This is a genomic window from Actinosynnema sp. NPDC004786 (assembly GCF_053601135.1).
Window position 1 is genome coordinate 21,950 of record NZ_JBSGBG010000009.1, and the last position, 17,531, is coordinate 39,480.

At 72.1% G+C, this 17,531-nt stretch carries 15 protein-coding genes; 10 read left to right on the forward strand and 5 right to left on the reverse strand.

Annotated features, from left to right (window positions below; all coding sequences use genetic code 11):
* Window positions 1-337: 337 nt before the first annotated feature.
* Window positions 338-790, reverse strand: a complete 453-nt coding sequence (locus ACWEFJ_RS09990) for a hypothetical protein (protein WP_449713513.1) — start codon at window positions 788-790, stop codon at window positions 338-340.
* A gap of 176 nt (window positions 791-966) precedes the next feature.
* Window positions 967-1,380 carry a hypothetical protein gene (locus tag ACWEFJ_RS09995; protein WP_449713514.1) on the reverse strand — a complete coding sequence of 138 codons (414 nt, stop codon included), beginning with the start codon at window positions 1,378-1,380 and terminating at the stop codon, window positions 967-969.
* A 1,049-nt stretch (window positions 1,381-2,429) separates the two neighbouring features.
* Here ACWEFJ_RS09995 and ACWEFJ_RS10000 point away from each other — a divergent pair.
* The 6 genes from ACWEFJ_RS10000 to ACWEFJ_RS10025 all read left to right on the forward strand — a co-directional run bounded on the left by ACWEFJ_RS10000 (window position 2,430) and on the right by ACWEFJ_RS10025 (window position 8,205).
* A complete protein-coding gene (locus ACWEFJ_RS10000; protein WP_449713515.1) occupies window positions 2,430-3,257 on the forward strand; it encodes a hypothetical protein in 828 nt (275 codons plus the stop codon).
* A 315-nt stretch (window positions 3,258-3,572) separates the two neighbouring features.
* Window positions 3,573-4,175, forward strand: a complete 603-nt coding sequence (locus tag ACWEFJ_RS10005; RefSeq protein ID WP_449713516.1) for a hypothetical protein — start codon at window positions 3,573-3,575, stop codon at window positions 4,173-4,175.
* A 171-nt stretch (window positions 4,176-4,346) separates the two neighbouring features.
* Window positions 4,347-5,603, forward strand: a complete 1,257-nt coding sequence (locus ACWEFJ_RS10010; protein ID WP_449713517.1) for a hypothetical protein — start codon at window positions 4,347-4,349, stop codon at window positions 5,601-5,603.
* Between the two features lie 119 nt (window positions 5,604-5,722).
* On the forward strand, window positions 5,723-6,616 hold the full coding sequence (locus ACWEFJ_RS10015) for a DUF6801 domain-containing protein (protein ID WP_378093825.1): 894 nt from the start codon (window positions 5,723-5,725) through the stop codon (window positions 6,614-6,616).
* A gap of 139 nt (window positions 6,617-6,755) precedes the next feature.
* Window positions 6,756-7,337: a hypothetical protein gene (locus tag ACWEFJ_RS10020; protein ID WP_378093827.1), complete on the forward strand. Its 582-nt coding sequence runs from the start codon at window positions 6,756-6,758 to the stop codon at window positions 7,335-7,337.
* A 319-nt stretch (window positions 7,338-7,656) separates the two neighbouring features.
* Window positions 7,657-8,205, forward strand: a complete 549-nt coding sequence (locus ACWEFJ_RS10025) for an EF-hand domain-containing protein (RefSeq protein ID WP_449713518.1) — start codon at window positions 7,657-7,659, stop codon at window positions 8,203-8,205.
* A gap of 62 nt (window positions 8,206-8,267) precedes the next feature.
* Here ACWEFJ_RS10025 and ACWEFJ_RS10030 read toward each other — a convergent pair whose 3' ends face one another.
* Complete coding sequence (locus tag ACWEFJ_RS10030; RefSeq protein WP_449713519.1) at window positions 8,268-10,778, reverse strand: DUF7507 domain-containing protein; 2,511 nt, start codon at window positions 10,776-10,778, stop codon at window positions 8,268-8,270.
* Between the two features lie 327 nt (window positions 10,779-11,105).
* Between ACWEFJ_RS10030 and ACWEFJ_RS10035 the strand changes: the two genes are divergently transcribed.
* Both ACWEFJ_RS10035 and ACWEFJ_RS10040 read left to right on the forward strand, forming a co-directional pair.
* The gene (locus tag ACWEFJ_RS10035) at window positions 11,106-12,242 is read left to right on the forward strand and encodes a hypothetical protein (protein ID WP_449713520.1); all 1,137 of its coding nucleotides are present in this window, start codon (window positions 11,106-11,108) and stop codon (window positions 12,240-12,242) included.
* A gap of 176 nt (window positions 12,243-12,418) precedes the next feature.
* Window positions 12,419-13,420 (forward strand): aldo/keto reductase, encoded by a 1,002-nt coding sequence (locus ACWEFJ_RS10040; RefSeq protein ID WP_449713521.1) that lies wholly within the window; start codon window positions 12,419-12,421, stop codon window positions 13,418-13,420.
* On the opposite strand, the gene ACWEFJ_RS10045 is transcribed toward ACWEFJ_RS10040, so the two are convergent.
* Entirely contained in the window at window positions 13,414-14,166 is a 753-nt protein-coding gene (locus tag ACWEFJ_RS10045) for a thioesterase II family protein (protein ID WP_449713522.1), read from the reverse strand. The two genes, ACWEFJ_RS10040 and ACWEFJ_RS10045, sit on opposite strands and share 7 nt — an antisense overlap.
* The gene (locus ACWEFJ_RS10050) at window positions 14,163-15,407 is read right to left on the reverse strand and encodes a cytochrome P450 (RefSeq protein ID WP_449713523.1); all 1,245 of its coding nucleotides are present in this window, start codon (window positions 15,405-15,407) and stop codon (window positions 14,163-14,165) included. The genes ACWEFJ_RS10045 and ACWEFJ_RS10050 overlap by 4 nt, the downstream gene beginning before the upstream one ends.
* A 514-nt stretch (window positions 15,408-15,921) precedes the next feature.
* Here ACWEFJ_RS10050 and ACWEFJ_RS10055 point away from each other — a divergent pair.
* Complete coding sequence (locus ACWEFJ_RS10055; protein ID WP_449713617.1) at window positions 15,922-17,181, forward strand: condensation domain-containing protein; 1,260 nt, start codon at window positions 15,922-15,924, stop codon at window positions 17,179-17,181.
* Window positions 17,159-17,515 (forward strand): acyl carrier protein, encoded by a 357-nt coding sequence (locus ACWEFJ_RS10060; protein ID WP_378093843.1) that lies wholly within the window; start codon window positions 17,159-17,161, stop codon window positions 17,513-17,515. Before ACWEFJ_RS10055 ends, ACWEFJ_RS10060 begins: the two co-directional genes overlap by 23 nt.
* Window positions 17,516-17,531: the final 16 nt, after the last annotated feature.

Here is a 17,531-nt window from a genome sequence, read left to right on the forward strand (position 1 = left end):
TTGCCTCGTGATCGACACTTTTGCGGACCGTGCGTCCGGTCCATTTGGACGCGGTTGACATCGGTGGCGCCGCTGTGTCGGTGGACGGTGGAGATCCTATCGGTAAGGATCTTGCCCGAGGATGTCCCCCTCGGCCAGAGCACGTTGCCGTCGATCGTGTCGACTTGGTCGCCGTTGAACGAGCGGCCCTGCTGGTTGGCTGGACAGGCCCGCTTGCCCGCGTTCGGCCGGAGTGCTCACCGGGCGAACGCGGGCATCAGGCGACCGATCCAGGACCTTGGCAATCAAGGCCGCTGAGGTCGGGCGACAAGTTGTGCCGAATCCAGCCGATCCCGAGTCAGCTCACGCCGGTGCAGTTGAGGTTGGTAACGGTGTTGCTGTTGATCCTGTCGCAGACCCGGATGCGAAGATCACGGATCGTGCTGTACGACCTGTCCACGACGTGGTCGCCCGATGCCTTGGCGATGGTGACCCAGTTCTGGGTCGCCCAGGTCCCGCCGCTGCGGTACTTGAAGGTGACCTGCGCGACCGCGTCGTCGTATCCGTCGCAATAACCGGCGATGACCGCGAGGCCTTCGATCTGCGCGTCGTAGGCGGGGTAGCCACCGAGGTTGTCCGACACCTTCCAGTATTCGTACCAACCATCGGCAGCCGAACAATTGGTGGTTCCGTACACCGCGCCGGTCGCAGTGATGTCGTCTGCCGCCGCGGTGCCGGCGCCCACCAAACTAATGGCCGCGACCAGACCTGCCACGAACATCGCCGATCTACGAAGCGTGGAAACGATCATGGGTTCCCCCTGTGGTGATGACTGACCGGATCAAGTGGCCGTCGCTCCGAGTGGAACAAGGCAGCACTGTCCGGTTGGTCGAACATACTCGGTTCATTGGGAGTGGCCGGTGGAGGCGGCGTCCACCAACGTCGTGGTGCGGCCTTGCGCCAGCGAAGGAAGACACCACAGCGTGATCAGCCGATCGACTGGGGCGTGCCGCACGCCCACACGCTGCCGGTGCCCGAGTTGCGCCACGAGCACATGGTCGCCGTCCCGCTGATGAACGTCCCGGGGAACGCCTTCTGGCGGGTAGCGAAGACGTACGCGTCACCGTTGCCGACCGTGGCGAACGGGATGTTGTAGGTGCCCGAGCTCGACCTGATGTTGATGTAGAGCGCGCTCGAACTCCGATGGAACCCCGTGTCTGCGATGCTGCCGTTGGCCTTGACGACGTTCGTGCCGACCACGACGGAACCGTTGTAGTAGCCGTCGACGCTGTCGACGCTGACCGCCTGCTGGGCCTCCACCGCCGAACCGGGTGCGGCCACCACGGCCAGTGCCGTCAGCACGCCTGCCACCACGCCGATCGCCTTCATAACCAAACGCATCCGCTTCCCCCTTACATCCTGAGCTCTGGAGGCACGTCCTCCGTGTCCTCGATCGTCGGGCAGGCGAATGGGAGGAATCTTGGATGATTCTGGGGTCGACCCCAGGTCGGCTCGCTCACGGGCGTCTGGAGAGCTGACTGCCGGCTATGTCGGTGGGGACCGGCTCTGGCTCGAGTTCTGTCGACCGGTGACTGATCGTCAGGAGAACAGGTCCCGTTCGCGGAGTAGCTGGAAGCCCGCGCGTCCCTGCATCTGGCGTACGAGCATGTGGTACGGATTGACGTGGTCTTCTACGACTCCTGAGCTCCAGGGCAGAGTGAGCCGTGCGGTGACGGCGGCCAGGTCACGCTCCACGCCAGCGGCGTAGTCGTGCTGGCTGGGCAGGTCGGTTGCGCGGCGTCGGTGAGCCACTGTTCGAGCCGTTGGCCTTGTAGGCGGGTGTCCAAGTCGATCCGGGACCAGTGCGGCCCAGTCGGTTTGCCCCAGCGCATGCCGGTGTAGACCGCAGTGAGGCTCAGGGTGGCGTCGAACGACGGCACCCGCCCGGTCAGCGCGGTACCTCGTCGGGACCGGCGGTAGCGGCAGGTCCGTGGCGCGGCACGCGTAAGGGGACGCCCGTAGTCGTCGGCGTACATCACTGCGGCGACTTACGTCGTGCGTGATCCGGTGCGAGTACGAGGCGGAACTTGGTACGTGATCACCTTGTCCCGCTGGGAACCTGCTGACGTGCGGCGTCCACCACGTACTCGGCCGATGACTGGTCAGCGGCGTGTCGAGGTGCAGTCCGGCTTCGCGATCGGTCGGCTTGGTCGTGGCATCGCGAGTTGAGGTCGTCGGTGTGGAAGACGGCGTCGAACGCCTGGCTGTACGTGCCGTCGTGGTCGCGGCGCGGGAAGCGCCGGGACTCCGAGGTCGGCGGTGAGGTTCCACCGCCACCACCCATCGGTCGCGGTTGCTTCCGACCCCTCACGCCCGCTACGCCATCATGAACGAATTGCCGACTGCCACCACGCAGCGGGTTCGAGCGGAGCACCGGAGGGGTGGCGACGATGCGCCAGCGCAGGCAAGGTCGGGCGATGTTCGCGGGTTTCGCCGGGTGGTTGGCCACCGGCGTGTGGCACCGGTACGCCGTCGAGATGGCGCAGGCGGGGACCCTCAACGGCACTCCGCCGACGGCGGAGGTGGTGATCGTGATGGCCGCGATCGGGTTCGGCGTCGCCGTCGGTGCGGCATGGGCGGTGTGCGTGCGCCGGTGGAGCACCGGCCGGGGGTGGCGAGTTCCGCTCGTGGCCGTGGGGTTGTTCGTCGCCGAGACGGGCACCGCCCTGCTCTTGAGCCTGGTTTACGCCGACCGATCAGGTGTGGCGGCGCTCGGTTCTCTGCCGATCGGGCTCGTGCTCTACTTCGCGATCAGGCGGCCCGACGGGTTGCGACATGCCGAGCCTTCAGGCCGCCGTGCCGACCGTTGGAGAGACAACGGCTTGATCCGGTTCTCCCAACGTGACGATGAGCATGGCACGGACCATGCCGACGTCGTCCGCGCAGCGGCGCGATCCGGAGCGCGCGCGGTCGCACCCGCTCTGGAGGCGCGACTGCGGCAGTACTACGGCCCCGACTGGCTCGTCCAGGTCAACAGCACGAGAGGCGCTGGTCAGCGGGCACGCGGGCTCAGGGACCACCGGTTCTGCCTCTCCACGCTGGCCAACGACCGTGCCACCGAGGGCTGGGCACCCGCCCATGTCCGCCGCGACGCCCGCAGGCTCGCCGCACTCTCCAACGCCGCCGCTCACGACGATCCGTGCGGTCCGCGGGAAGCTCACGAGGCGAGGCAACTCGCGAACAGGCTGATAGCGGCGAACCTCGGTGTTCACCGGTGACGCGTGGGCAGAGCCCGTGAGGTGCGGAAACTGCTCTACGCCGAGCTGGGTGGTCCTCACGGGGGGAGCCGCGCGCGCCGTGCTGGAACGCATCGGCGGGGAGTCCGGCAGGCTCGCCGTCGCGGATGCGTAGTCGTCGCCCCGGCTTGGCCGGTCCGCGGATGGCGAAGGGATCGGTTCGACCGTCGGCGGTCGGGTCGGGTTCGGCGGCGTTTGAGGTGGTGGGCGAGTGGTTAGCCGTGGGTGGGTGGGATGAGTGCCGGGGGAGGCGCGGTGGACGAGAGGGTTCGTCGGGCGCGGGACGAAGTGGTCAACATGGTGGCGTTGCGGCCGGTGGCGACTTCGGTTGGTGGGGAGTTGCCCGGTGGGCTCCTCCGGCGGGAGTTGTGGTTGTCGGTCGGGTCGGGTGTGCTGGATCTCGTGGCCGCGGTGGCGGTGGTGGCGGTGGGGCCCGATGCCTGGTTCGCCAGTGCCGCCGGTGTCGGGTTGGGTGCGGCCGGTGCGAACGCGATCATCGAGGCGTTCCGGGAGTCGCGACGGCGCAGGGCGGAGGTCGCGCGCATCCGCGAGCACGGCGCGGATGAGGTGGACACGCTGACGGCGTTGCGCGCCGACGTCCCGGCGCGCCGGTGGGGCGCGGTGGTCTGGGCGCTGTGCGAACTGCTCTTGGTCACCGTGCTGGCAGTGGTCCTGGTCGGGGTGGAAGGGGTGCTCGCTCGGGTGATCGTGGTGGCGGCCTTGGTCTGTCACCTCGTCGCCGCCGTGTGGGAGTACCGGTACGCCCGCCGCCGGGAGCGGTGGAGGGCGGAGTTCGTGCGCGGGGAAGGCGTCGTGCTGCCTCCTCTGCCGGACCGGTGGCGAGTCCTCGTGCCGTGTGACCCTGCCGCAGGTACGGGGAAGACCGCTGAAAGCACGTGAAGGCGGCGCCACCGGTCGGAGCGCTGCTCCGCTCGGCACCGGGGTGGTTATGCCACATCGTCCTGCCGTAGCTTGACGATCAGGTCCGCGGGTCGGCGGTGTGCGGGCGCTCGGGGCGGTGAGGTGGTCGTAATCGCTGAGGACGCGGCACCGGGTGACAACCGGAACTCGGTGAGCGGAGTCGCCCGCGACGTCGTGCAGGCGGGCAGGGTGGGGAGCGTCGTCATCCGGTCGACCCACGACCGACGTGGCGTGATCGCGCTGGTCGTCGTGGCCCTCGCCCTGACGGTCACGGTCGCACTCGTTGCGCTGCACGCGGTGGACGGCCGTCCCGGCGACCGCTCGGGAGGGGATCCCGTCGCGGCGGTGAGCCGATTACGCGTGGGCTGCGAGTCCGGTTGGGTGGTGCCCGGTTGGGGCGACGCCCCGGTTCCGTGGGACGACGGGTTCGTCATGGCCCACTCGTCCCTCGACGGCCCTTCTCGGGTGCACGTGTCGGCGGACGGTGTGGACTGGCGCGAAAGCGCACCGGGGAACGTGGTGACGCTCGAACGCCACGTCAACGTCGTGAGCGGGTACGGTCCGGCCGCCTACCTCCTGGGGCGGGACGCGCGAGGACCGGCGGTCTGGCGCACCGAGGGAGGCGACCGGTGGGAGTCGACCCCGCTCCTGCCGGGCGACCGAAACCCGCCGGCACCGCGGAACCTGGTGATCACCGCGGGGCTGCGCGGCGTCCTGGTCGTCGGCGCGAACGGCGGCTTCGACACCGAACACCGCGAGGTCTGCGCGTGGTATTCCCGGGACGGGCGGTGCTTCTCCGGGATGTTCGCCATCCCCGAACCCGAGGCCGGGTACGAGGACTACGCGCCGGTCGCGGCCGCGACGTCGAACGGTTTCCTGCTGGGGCTGTGCGATCGTGACCGTTGTTCGATATTGTCGTCGGCCGACGGGACGACCTGGCACGACATTTCCGCCGGTTTTCCCCAGACGGGCAGGACCGGCATCGGCGGAATCGCCGGCAACGCCTCCGTCGTCGTGGTGGAACGGCGGCCGGCGCCGGACCAGGAGCGCGTTTCCGACGAGCCGCGGATGTGGTGCCGACGGGACGGCGCGTGGCGGCCGGCCCGCACCGATCCCGGGACGCTCCCCGACGCCGGAGTGGTCCCCGCGCACGACCGCTACCTGTGGGCCATCCGGAACCGGGGAACGGGCTTCATCGCTCCCGGTGGCACGTACGGTGACGTCGCCGGGGTGATCTGGCACTCCTCGGACGGCGCGCACTGGCGGCGCACCCCCGTTCGGGACAACGGCTTCGACCGCGCCCGGGGGATCCGGGACGTGGTGATCGGCAACAACCGCGCCCTGGCATTCGGCATATCCGCCGACCCGGCGGACGGTGTCCTGATCCGGCAGACCCCGACCCCCTGAGTGCTTCGCCGGAACGGGGCAACTTCGCTTCCCGCCACTGCGACTGAACGGTCCACGCACACCGACCGTCATTTGCGGAACACTGAACGTGGGCGAGTGCACACGGAGGGGACGTAAAGTTGCGCAAAAAATGGAGCACATTCCGCGTCACCGCTCTGTCCCTGGCCTCGGCCCTGGTGGCCGCCGGGGCGTTGGCGGGAGCCGCGGGTCCGGCGGCGGCGCAGACGACCGCGGTGCGGATGGACTACACCTGCACGACCTCCGCCGGCCCGACCGTGGCGTTGACCGCGTGGGTGGTCGGCGGGCTGCCGGACGAGGCGGGCCCGAACAGCGCCCCCAGCGGCACCTACGCCTTCCTCGACGTGGACCTGGACCTGCGTGAGCTGCGGCCGGCCCTGCCGGTGGGCAGCGGGGTGCGCCTGGACGGCGACAGCACGGCGACGCTCGACGCGAGGGTCGTCGGCCCGGACGGGACGCGGACCACGCGGGCCGCGTTCACGCTCGCGCCCACCTGGATCACCGACGTCCGCACGACCGCCGTGCGCGCCGCGGGAGCCTTCCCGGCGCTGTACCTGCCCGTGCCGGGCGCCTACGACCTGCGCGTGGACGACCTGGCGCTGACGCTGCGCCCGGAACGCGCCGACGGCACGCCGTTCGGCCCGACGATCACCGCGTCCTGCTCGCACGACCCGGCGCAGAACGACCTGCTGGGCACGCTCCAGGCGCTGATGCTCCACGCCGACCGGCCGATCCGCCCGGACGCGCTGCACGTGGTCTCGTCGACCCCGACCTCCGTGACGCTGGCGTGGGACGCCCGCTCGTGGTGGAACCCGACCGCCGGTTACCACGTGTACCTGGACGGCGGGCACGTCGTCTTCGTCACGGAGAAGCAGGCGACCATCACCGGGCTGACGCCGGACAAGCAGCACCGGGCGAAGGTGGTCACCGTGGACGTGAAGGGCAGTTGGTCGAACCCGAGCGAGGGCCTGATCTTCACCCTCCCCAGGGCCTGATCCCGCGCGACGCGCCGATCACCGGGTCCGTCGGGCGGCGGACCCGGTGATCCGGTGGGTGCGGGCCGTGTGCGCCGTCCGGGTGACCCGCGGTCGGTTCCGCGTTCCGGGGGCGGGCGGGTGCGTACGGTCGTGGGCCATGTCGTCCTTGGCGGACAGGGAGATCGGGAGCGCGGACGGGCCTCTGGCGGAGTTCGCCGCCCTCCGCGACGAGATCCAGGACAGGGTGAAGGCCCAGCAGCAGATGTTGTCCCTGCAGCTGACGTTCACCGGCGCCATCTTCGGCTTCGCCCTCACGCGGCCGGGCATGACGGCGCTGCTGTTGATCGTCCCGTTCGGGTCGTACCTCCTCTGCGGTCGTCTGGTGGCGCAGCACTTCGGCACCCTCCGGGTCGCCGAGTACATCAAGGAGGAGCTGAGCGACCGGGTGCGCGGCGGGCTCGGCTGGGAGCGGTGGTTGGAGGAGCGCCAACGGCGTCGACCTCACTTCCTGGGGTCGACGCTGCCGTTGTTGATCACCTTCACGGGCGCCGGTGTCCTCGCCCTGGGGTGGACGGCCGGGTACGTCTTCGGGCGTCACGACGTGTCGGCGCCGGCGTGCCTGGGGCTCGGCGCGTTCTGGCTGCTCGGTGTGGCGGCGGCGGTGGCGTGCACCGTCCTCGTGCTGCAGATGGCCAACCGCCTGCCGGTCCGCGGTTGGGCGCAGACCGGGCTGTCCTGAGCCCCTGGTCCGCCGGGAGACCTGCTCGGGTGACGTGCCCGATCCGCCGGGTGAAGTCGCTGGCCGCCGGGCAGGCGGCGCTGCCACCGTCGAGGCAGGGGACGAACCCCTGACCGAGGGGCGGAGATGGGCAACTCCCGGCGGACTGCGCGGGAGCGCGACGCCGAGGCGCACGGCGAGGCGTCGGCCGGTCGGATCGTGGGGTCGCCGGAGCGGGCCGACTCCCCGTCCCGGCCGGGCACCGGGTTGCCGTTCGACTTCTTCGCCTCCGGGCGCACGAGGCGTTCGCCCTCGTGGAACCGAAGCAGAGGAGCCGAAGATGTCAGACACGAAGGACCGGAAGTTCACCGTCCTCTTCGACTGGTTCGACCGGACCGGGGACGGCTACCTCACCGCCGACGACCTCCGGGGCATGGCGGACCTGTTCACCGGCCTGCCGGGCGGCGCCGACCCCGGGAACGCCGAGCCGGTCCGGGAGGCGTTCGCGAGCTGGTGGCGGTTGCTCGAAGAGGGGGACACCGACGGCGACGGGCGGGTCGCGCGGGAGGAGTTCATCGACCTGATGAAGTCCAGCGTGACCGCCCCCGGCAACTTCGAGGCGGCGGTGATCAGGATCGCCGACGCCTTCATGCGCATCGTGGACACCAACGGCGACGGCTCGCTCGTGTTCGACGAGTACGTGCGGATGTACGAAGGGCTGGGGATCGACCCGTCGTACTCCGGCGACGCGTTCCGGCGGCTCGACCGGGACGGCGACGGCCGGATCGGCAAGGACGAGTTCCGGACCGCGATCACCGAGTTCTACCTCAGCGACGACGAGAACGCCCCGGGCAACTGGCTGCTGGGGCCGCTCGTCCAACCGGCCTGACGGGGTGGCGCCGGGTTCGGTCCGGATCGGACCCGGCGGGGAACCACAGGGGCGTGGGGGTGTCACCGTTCGCGGCGGGGCTTTCCGGCGCGGAGTGCCAGCAGGCCGAGGGCCACGGCCGCCAGCCCGGAGAGCGCCGCCAGGGCCACGTTGACGCCGGTGCTCGGCAATTCGTCGTGGGGGCGCTCGGGGTGCGGGGGCGTGCCGGGTCGGGTCGGCTGAGGCTCGGGCTGCGGCTCGGGTGGGGTGGTGGTCGGCAGGGCGCCCGACGGGACGGTGGCCGTGTCGGGTGGGGAGTCGACGGCGCCGCCGCCCGGGGTCCGGCCGGTGGCGGTGGCCGTGTTGACGATGGCGCCCGCGGTGACGTCGTCCCGGGTCACGACGTAGGTCGCGGCGCAGGTGGTGCTGCCTCCCGGCGGCAACGGTCCGGTCGGGCAGGTGACCGCGACCCCGGCGGCCGCCAGTCGGTCGTCCACGATCGTCGGGTCGGTGATGGTGACGGAGCCGGTGTTGGTCACGACGAACGAGTAGTCGACCCGCTCGCCGGCGTCGGCCCGGCCGTTGCCGTCGGCGTCGGCCAACGTGGCCCGCTTGTCCAGGTCCAGGCCGGCGACGACCTCCACCGGGGTCGTGGTGTGGTCGCTGCTCGTCACCGGGTCGCCGGTGGGCGGGACGCCGGTGGCGGTGGCGGTGTTGTCGACCGCGCCCGCGTCCACGTCGGCCTGGGTGAGCGGGTAGGGCGGCGCGGTGCAGGTGGTCGACGCGCCCGGTGCGAGGGTGGTCGACGGGCACGTGACCGGGCCGACCCGGGGATCGTCGACCGCGACGCCCGTCAGGGTGACGTTGCCGGTGTTGGTCACGGTGAACGCGTAGGTGATGGTGTCGCCCGCGTCGGGGCCGTTGGCGTCCACGTCGGCGACGCCGGCGGCGGCCTTCACCAGGGAGATGGCGCTCGTCACCGGCACGGGCGTGGTGACGGAGTCCTCGTCGGTCGCGTCCGGCAGGTTCGTCGCGGTCCCGGTCGCCGTCGCGGTGTTCGGCACGCTGCCGCCGTCCACGTCCGCCTGGGTGAGCCGGTACGTCGCGGTGCAGGTGGTCGACGCGCCGATCGCCAGCGGACCCGGCGGGCAGGTCACCGGGCCGACCTTCGGGTCGTCCACCCGGATCGTCTCGAGCACGACCGTGCCGGTGTTGGCGACGGTGAAGGTGTACGGGATCGCGTCGCCGGCGTCCGGGCCGTTGCCGTCCGCGTCCGCGATCGCGCCGGCCTCCTTGGTGAGGTCGATCCGCGAGACCCTGGCCGTGTTGGTGAACGTGCACAGCGCGGCGACGCCCGCGGCGCCGCCGTCGGGCATGGTGAACTGCCCGCTCGTGCCCGTGCCGCGCGCCAGCACCTGCCCGTTGTTCTGGTTCACGCACTCCCACCCGCGCTCGTAGCCGGGGGCGGTCGGTCCGCTCTCGCTCGTGCCCGAGCCGGACTCGGACACGGTGTACGTGCTCCCGGCCAGCCCGAACACCGGTCCGGCCATCTCGCCCGGCTCGGTCTGCAACCCCACGTCGGAACCCCTCGTCGTGCCGGTGTTCCCGGTGGTGATGCCACCGCCGGTCACCGTGACGGTGGCCTGGTCGGACGGGGTGACGCGGCCCAGCGGGAAGTCCTTGCGCACGACGATCGTGTTCGGCGAGGCGCACGAGCCGAAGTCGACCGAACCGGCCTGCGACAGGGCGCGGCTGCCCAGCACCTCGCCGGTGCTCGGGTTGGCGCGGTACAGCGTGGTCCCGCTGGCGGGGTAGAGGTAGCCGTCACCGGCGAACGCGATGCCGTTGAGCGCCTGGCCCGGCGTGCTGATCGTGGTGATCCGGCGACCGGTGATCGCCCGCGCGGGCCCGGCCGTCGTCGGGATCTCCTCGTTGACCACGAAGACGCTGTTCGTGCCGCCCGCGCCGCCGACGACGTACAGCCTGCCCTGCTGGTCGAACGCCCAGTCCCCGTTGGCGCCGTCGGTCGGCGTGGCGCCCTGCGCGACCAGGCCGAGCGACGTGCCGGTGCGGGGGTCGTGGCCGTAGACCTTCAGCGTGGTCCCGACGAACCCGCCGTAGTAGTAGAAGCCGTTGCGGGGGTTGACCGCGCCGTGGGTCACCGGGGCGTCGGCGACACCGGGCGCCGAGGTCGTCGTGCCGGTCGCGGTGTCGAAGCGGTGAATGGTGCGGGCCGTGCCGTTGGCCGCCACGCCGTAGGCGGCGGTGCCGCCCGCGGTGATGCCGAGCGCGTTGATGGTGCCCGTCACCCCGCCGAACGCCGCGACCGGCGTGCCCGCGCCGGTGGCGGGGTCGACCGACCAGATCGCGCGGGCGCCCGGATTCGCGCCCGCGCCCTGCACCGAGTACAGCGCTCCGCAGGTGAAGCCCGCCGCCGCGACCGCGGTCCGCTGGGCGTGCGTCGCGAGTGGACCGGCCCACAGGAGCGCGCCGAGCCCCACCGCCGCGGCCGCCGCCCACCCGGTCCGACGCGCCCTCGACCGCATCACGCCCGCCTCCACGCACTCGCCCGCACCCGTGTTGGTCTTCCGCACACCGCACCACAGCGGCGGCATGATCGCCCCGGAGCCGGACGACGGCCCCGTGGATTTCACCCGACCGAGTCGGTGACCGGATCACCCGGATCGGTGCCGACCCCGGTCGGCGGACGGGGAAGTGGCGGCGCGGCAACGGGATCGAGCCGCACCTCGCCCGGTGGAGGGTTTCGGTCGCCCGCGTTGACACGGATCGGTGAACGCTCCTAGCCTCGAACCGGGTGGGGGATTCCCTTGGGGGGACTCGAAGCTCCACGACCGGACCGCGAGGTCCGCCGCGCCGATCGTCGGGGAACGGTCGCGCGCCGCCGTGTGGGAGGAGTCGGCGTGGCTGTCCGAGGCGGGACCGCGGTCGGCGGGGGTGCGGCGGGGGCCGGCGGGGGCGCGGCCACGCCCGGCATCACGTGGGACGACGGGCTGGAGTGCTGGGTGGTGTCCGACCCGGTGCTGGCCCGCGTGGTCCTCAAGCACCGCGCGTTCTCGTCGCGCACCTCCGAGCGGTCCGCCGAGCTGTACATGACCGAGCGGTCCCGGGAGGAGTACCGGGAGCTGACCGAGTTCCTCCGGCTGTGGTTCGTGCACACCGACGGCGCGGAGCACGCCGCCCTCCGCAAACCGGTGCAGCGGCTGTTCTCCGCCTCGTTCACCCGTTCCCTGGCGGGAGTGGTCGAGCGGCTGGTCGAGGACTGCCTGGACGAGCTGGCGGCCGACCCCCGGCACGACGCGGTGCCGGCCCTCGCGGAGGGGTTGTCGGGACGGGTGATGGCCCACCTCGTGGGCGTCGAAGCGGAACCCGCGGTGCTGCACGGGTGGTCGCAGGCCCTCTCGGCGTTCATCGCCGCGATGTACCGGCGCGACCACGCCGAGGCGGCCACGCGGGCCATGGCGGAGATGACGGAGGCGCTGCGCGGATCGCCCGCGTTGGCGGCCTTCCCCCGCGACACCCCGGCCGACCGCGCCCGCACGACCGCGACGTGGGCGATGCTGCTGTTCGGAGGGTTGGAGACGACGGCGTCGCTGCTGGGGTCGTGCCTGCTGGCGGTGTTGACCGACCGGACCCGGTGGGACCTGGTCGCCGGGGATGTGCCCGGCGAGGTCGAGGCGCTGGTCGAGTCCGTGCTGGAACAACGCCCGCCGCTGCGCAACGTGGGTCGGGTGGTGGCGGAGGACCTGCTGTTCCACGGCGAGCGGCTGCGGCGCGGTGACCTCGTGCTGGTGTCGTTGGCCGCCGGCGGCCTGTTCGAGGAGGCGGCCGCCGCGTCGACCGGTCCGGCCGACCGCCACCTGGCCTTCGGGTTCGGCGCCCACTACTGCGTGGGCGCGCCGCTCGTGCGGCTGGAGGCGGCGACCCTGCTGCGCGGGTTCACCCGGAGGTTCCCCGACGCCGTCGTGGCCGAGGGCGGGGTCGAGTGGGGCGCGAACCTCGCGTACGTCGGCCTGGACCACCTGCGCCTGGCGCTCTGACCCGCGCCGGTCGCGCCCCCGGCTTCGCGGTCCCGAACCGCTGTCGCGGCCCGGTCCTGCGCGATCCACAGTGGACGGACGCGGGAAGTGCGGACCGCGCCTGGTCGATGACGTGCTGTAGTACTGTGCGCCCGGACGTCCCGCGCCGGGCGCGGACCGAGGCGAGGAGGCAGCGGATGAGGTACCGCACCATCGGGCAGGACCCGGCCACCCGGCGGCAGGTCAGCGTGCTGGGGTTGGGCGCGATGCTGTTCGGCACCGCCACCGACGAGGAGCGGGCGTTCCGCATCCTCGACCGCTTCGTGGAGGCCGGGGGCACGTTCGTCGACACCTCCAACAACTACGCGTTCTGGTACGGGTCCACGCAGGGCGGCGAGAGCGAGGCGGTGCTCGGCCGCTGGCGGGCGAGCCGGGGCGTGGGCGACGAGGTCGTCATCGCCACGAAGCTCGGCGGGCGGCCCACCAAGGCCGGCCTCGCTTTCGCCGACACCGCGAAGGCGGAGAACGTCGAAGGTCTGTCCGCCAAGGCGATCCGCGAGTCCGCCGAACGCAGCCGCGACGCGCTCGGGGTCGAGAAGATCGACCTGCTGTACGCGCACGTGGAGGACCCCGGCACCCCGCTGGAGGAGACCGTCGAGGGCTTCGCCGAGGTCGTGCGGGACGGCGTGGCCGGCCTGCTCGGCGTGAGCAACCACTGGTCCTGGCGGGTGGAACGCGCCCGCGCCCTGGCCGCCGCCCGCGGCCTGCCCGGGTACGAGGTGCTCCAGTACCACTACAGCTACCTGCGGGCCCGCACGGACCGACCCGGCCGCCGCTCGCAGGACGGCAACCAGGGCATCGCCACCGGCGACCTGCTCACCTACCTGCGCGAGACGCCGGGGTTGACGCTGGCCGCGTACTCGCCGCTGCTGTCCGGCGGGTACGTGCGCGAGGACAAGCCGCTCAGCCCCGACTTCGACCACGCGGGGACCGCCGTGCGCCGGCAGGCCCTCGCCGAGGTCGCGGCCGAGACCGGCGCGACGGTCAACCAGGTGGTGCTGGCGTGGTTGATCGGCGGCGACCTGCCGATCGTGCCGCTGGTGGGCGCGTCGTCCGTGGAGCAGCTGGACGAGAGCCTGGCGGCGGCGGACCTGGAGCTGACGCCCGAGCAGCGGGCGAAGCTGGACGCCGCCTACTGACCGGCCGCGCCGACGGCGAGCAGGTCCTCCACCGCGGTCCGGAGGACCTGCCGCAGGCCGTCGTCGGTGAAGAAGTGCGCGCCCGGCACCACGGTCAGGTCGAACGCCGCCGACGTCTCGGCCCGCCACGGCGCCATCCGGTCCGGTGAGGCGCCGGTGTCGGCCGCGCCGGCGAACGCCCGGATCGGCACGTCCAGCGGCGCCCGCGGCGGCGGCTCGTGCCGCCCGACGACCGCGAGGTCGGCGCGCACCAGCGGCAGGAACAGCTCCAGCAGTTCCGGGTGGTCGAACACGGCGGCCGGCGTGCCCCCGAGATCGCGCAGGTAGGCGATCAGCCCTTCGTCCGGCTCGGACCACCCGCGCACGGGCAGCCGCAGCGACGGCGCGGCGCTGCTGGCCACGAACAGCCGCGCCGGCAGCGGGAGGTCCCGCGCGCGCAACGCGTGCGCCAGTTCCAGCGCGACGCGCGCCCCCATGCTGAACCCGTAGCAGGCGAACGGCCGGTCGAGCACCGGGAGCACCGCCGGCAGCAGTTCGGCCACCAGCGCCGCCATGTCGGTGTGCGGCGGCTCGTCGTACCGGTCGTCGCGGCCCGGCAGCTGCACGGCGATCGGCTCGACCTCGTCGGGCAGCAGCGCGGGCCACTCGCGGAACATCGCCGCGTTGCCCCCGGCGTAGGGGAAGCACAGCAGCCGGACCGACGCGTCGGCGCGCGGCGCGTGGTTGCGCAGCCAGCGACCGCTCATGCGGCACGACGGCGCGCGGTGATCGGCACGTGCTTGTAGCCGGACACGAAGTTGGACACCAGCCGCTCGGGCTCCCCGACCAGGCGGAAGTCCTCGAACCGCGCCAGCAGTTCCTCGAACAGGATGCGCAGGGTCACCCGCGCCACGCTGTGCCCGACGCAGTAGTGCGGCCCGGCGCCGAACGCGAGGTGCTTGTTCGGCTTGCGCCTGATGTCGAACGTGGACGCGTCGGGGAACTCGGCGTCGTCCCGGTTCGCCGCGCCCAGCCACACGACCACGGCGTCGCCGGCGGCGATCTCCGTGCCCGCCAGCACCGTGTCCCGGGTGGCGTAGCGCAGGAAGTGGTTCACCGGCGACGCCCACCGCAGCGCCTCCTCGACGGCGGTGCCGTTGACGTCGAGGTGGTCGGCCCAGTCCTCCAGCACGCCCGTCCCGGCGAACTCGGCCAGCACGAAGTTCGGCGAGTGCGGCGTGGTGACGTTCGCGCCGAGCAGCAGGCTGTAGCAGTTGGACACGATCTCCCCGAGCGACATGTGACGGCCCTCGAACTCCGTGGTGATCAGCACGGAGATCAGGTCGTCGCCCAGGTGGTCGCGGCGGTGCCGGACCAGGTCCTGGAAGTAGCCGAACAGCTCGTGGTGGGCGAGGGCCAGCGTGAGGCCGCGGTTGCCCTCCAGCTGGTACTCGGGGTCGTCCGGGGCGATGCAGGTGGTGTTGATGCGGGTCAGCCACGGCCAGTCCGACCGGGGCAGGTCCATCATCGTGCCGGTGACCGACATCGGCATGGCCAGCATGGCCTCGGCGAAGTCGAACGCGCCGCCGTCGCCGATCGGGTCGATCAGGGCCACGACGTGGTCGCGGATCATGTCCCGCTGCTTGTCCACGGCCTTGATCGTGAGCGCGCGCTTCAGCCTGCCCTGCATCTCGGTGTGCCGGGGCGGGTCGGTCACGGCGAGCTGCGTGCCGCCGGCCGGGTCGTCGGTGCCGAGCAGGTCGAGCAGCGTGCCGCGTTCGGAGGTGAACGTCGCGTGGTCGCGCAGCACCTGGTCGGCGTCCGCGAACCGCACCGCGGACCAGAAGCCGCGTTCGTCGTCCACCTGCCGCCAGCTCAGCCCGTCGATCGCGCGCAGCTCGCGCCACACGGCGTACGCGTTCCCGTCGCTGTAGAGCGTGGGGTCGACCAGGTCGTCCCGGCCCAGGTGCACCGGGCAGCGCGCCGCGGCGGTCTCGTGCGTGGTCATGCCCTCCCCATTCTTCGCGAGGCTCCACCGACTTATTCGTCCGATTTCGGGTGCGATGGTTGTTTCGGGGAGAGTAGGTCAGGGCGCGGTCGTCCGGCCGGTCCCGTCACCGGTCGACAGTGGTGATCGGTGACCTGCCGGTGCTGATCGAAAAAAATGCCCCCAGCGTCCGACATCCCCGGTGTCGGCTCGTTCCCCCGCCTCGTTCGGAGTGAAGCACGCGCCCGTGAACTGCGTCAACACCCATGCTTCGGCGCTGCTCAGCACGTGGATCACCGGCGGCGCGGGCACACCGCGTCGCCGCCGCGTGGAATATTCCACGCGGTCGGGCAAGTCCGGGAAATGCTGCGGTCGAACGCGTTCGGTGGTGTTGACACTGTCCGCGAAACGGCTTTAGCCTCGGTCGGCGTCTGGGGGAAAATTTGACCCACCTGGGGGGTGGTCAATTTTGGGTGGAACGCTGCCCGGTGCACATTTGTGGTTTGACGCGACCCCGGCCCAGCAGGGCATCTGGGTGTTGGACAGCGATGAAGAACTCCGTCCCACATATCTCATTCCCACGGTGCTGGAGTTCACCGGACCCGTCCACCACGAACTGCTCGCCGCCGCCGCCCGACGGGCGCTGGCGCGGCACCCCGCGCTGCGGTCGCGGTTCCGGTTCGACCCCGCCGCCGGGCGCGTGCGCTACCGCACGGACGGCCCGCCCGGCGACGTGGGCCTCATCGACGCGGAGGCCGACGGCTGGAGCGAGCGGGAGCTGGAGCGCCTGGTCGAGCTGCTGTCCTGGACGCCGTTCGACCTCGCCACCGAGGCGCAGGCCCGCGGCGAGGTCGTGAAGGTGGACGCGAAGACCACGCTGCTGGTGCTCACCATGCACCACATCTCGTTCGACGGCTGGTCCCGGCACCTGCTGGTCGACGAGATCATCGAGACGTACCGGGCGCTGCTCGACCGGCGCGACCCGGACCTGCCCGAGCCCGCCCACCCGGGTGAGCTGGTGCGCCCGCTGACCGGGGACGAGCTGGCCGCCCGGGTCGCGGGCGCGGTGGCGCGGCTGCGCGGCGCGCCGACCACGGTGGAGCTGCCGCGCGACCGCACGCCCGAGCACCCGTCCGAGATCGGCGCGAGCCGGGGGGTGGTGCTCGACCCCGAGCTGAGCGCGGCGGTGCTGGACATCGCCGCGCAGGAGGGCTGCACGCCGTTCATGACGGCGGCGGCCCTGCTGGCGGGCACCTTCTCCCGCACCACCGGCCAGCGCGACTTCCTGTTCGCGTTCGGCTGGCCGGGCCGGGACGACCCCGCGACCGCCGACGCGATCGGCATGTTCATGTCCACGCTGGTCCTGCGGATCACGGTGGACGCCACCACGTCGTGGCGCGACGTGCTGGGCGAGGCGCGGATCGGCGCGATGGAGGCGTTCCTGGACTCCGACGTGCCGCTCGACGCGATCGCCACCGCGCTCAACCCCGGCCGCCGGGTGATCTGGCCGCCGCTGACCCCGGTCCTGGTGAACGTGGACGACCTGCCCGCGGAGCTGGAGCTGGCGCCGGGCGTGCGCGGCAGGTACCGGCTCGACGGCCAGGTGCGCACCAAGTACGACCTCGGCCTCTTCGTGCGGGTGGACGAGGGGCCGCGGCTGGCGCTCGCCTTCGACTACCCGCTCGACCGGTTCGACCACGAGACGATCGAGCGCTTGCTGGACGACCTGCGGCACAGCGCGCACGCCCTCGCCCACTCAGCGGAGGAACCCCATGTCCGAACCCCAGACCTCTGACGGCGTCGACCTCGACGACCCCGACGCGCGGCTGGCCGTCGTCCGCGCCGCGTGGTGCGAGGTGCTCGGTGTCGCGCAGGTCCCCGACGACGCCACGTTCTTCGACGCCGGCGGCGACTCGCTGCGGCTCGTCCTGCTGGTGGAGAAGCTGAACCTGGCCACCGGCCGCGCCCTGCGCGCGGTGGACCTCTTCCGCGCCGGCACCGTGCGCGGCCACGCCGACCTGCTCGCCGAGCCGGCGCGGCCGCGGGCGTCGGCGTTCCGCGGCACGGGCCGCGAGCACCTGCTGGCCGCCGCGCGCACCGAGCGCGGCACGCCGGAACGCCCCCGCTAGGTCCACCGGCACGCAG

Coding starts and splice junctions, on each gene's coding strand:
- ACWEFJ_RS10045 (WP_449713522.1), bottom strand. CDS start 14,166: ATGAGCGGTCGCTGGCTGCGCAACCACGCGCCGCGCGCCGACGCGTCG.
- ACWEFJ_RS09990 (WP_449713513.1), bottom strand. CDS start 790: ATGATCGTTTCCACGCTTCGTAGATCGGCGATGTTCGTGGCAGGTCTG.
- ACWEFJ_RS10025 (WP_449713518.1), top strand. CDS start 7,657: ATGTCAGACACGAAGGACCGGAAGTTCACCGTCCTCTTCGACTGGTTC.
- ACWEFJ_RS10020 (WP_378093827.1), top strand. CDS start 6,756: ATGTCGTCCTTGGCGGACAGGGAGATCGGGAGCGCGGACGGGCCTCTG.
- ACWEFJ_RS10005 (WP_449713516.1), top strand. CDS start 3,573: ATGGTGGCGTTGCGGCCGGTGGCGACTTCGGTTGGTGGGGAGTTGCCC.
- ACWEFJ_RS10040 (WP_449713521.1), top strand. CDS start 12,419: ATGAGGTACCGCACCATCGGGCAGGACCCGGCCACCCGGCGGCAGGTC.
- ACWEFJ_RS10050 (WP_449713523.1), bottom strand. CDS start 15,407: ATGACCACGCACGAGACCGCCGCGGCGCGCTGCCCGGTGCACCTGGGC.
- ACWEFJ_RS10000 (WP_449713515.1), top strand. CDS start 2,430: ATGCGCCAGCGCAGGCAAGGTCGGGCGATGTTCGCGGGTTTCGCCGGG.
- ACWEFJ_RS10060 (WP_378093843.1), top strand. CDS start 17,159: ATGTCCGAACCCCAGACCTCTGACGGCGTCGACCTCGACGACCCCGAC.
- ACWEFJ_RS09995 (WP_449713514.1), bottom strand. CDS start 1,380: ATGCGTTTGGTTATGAAGGCGATCGGCGTGGTGGCAGGCGTGCTGACG.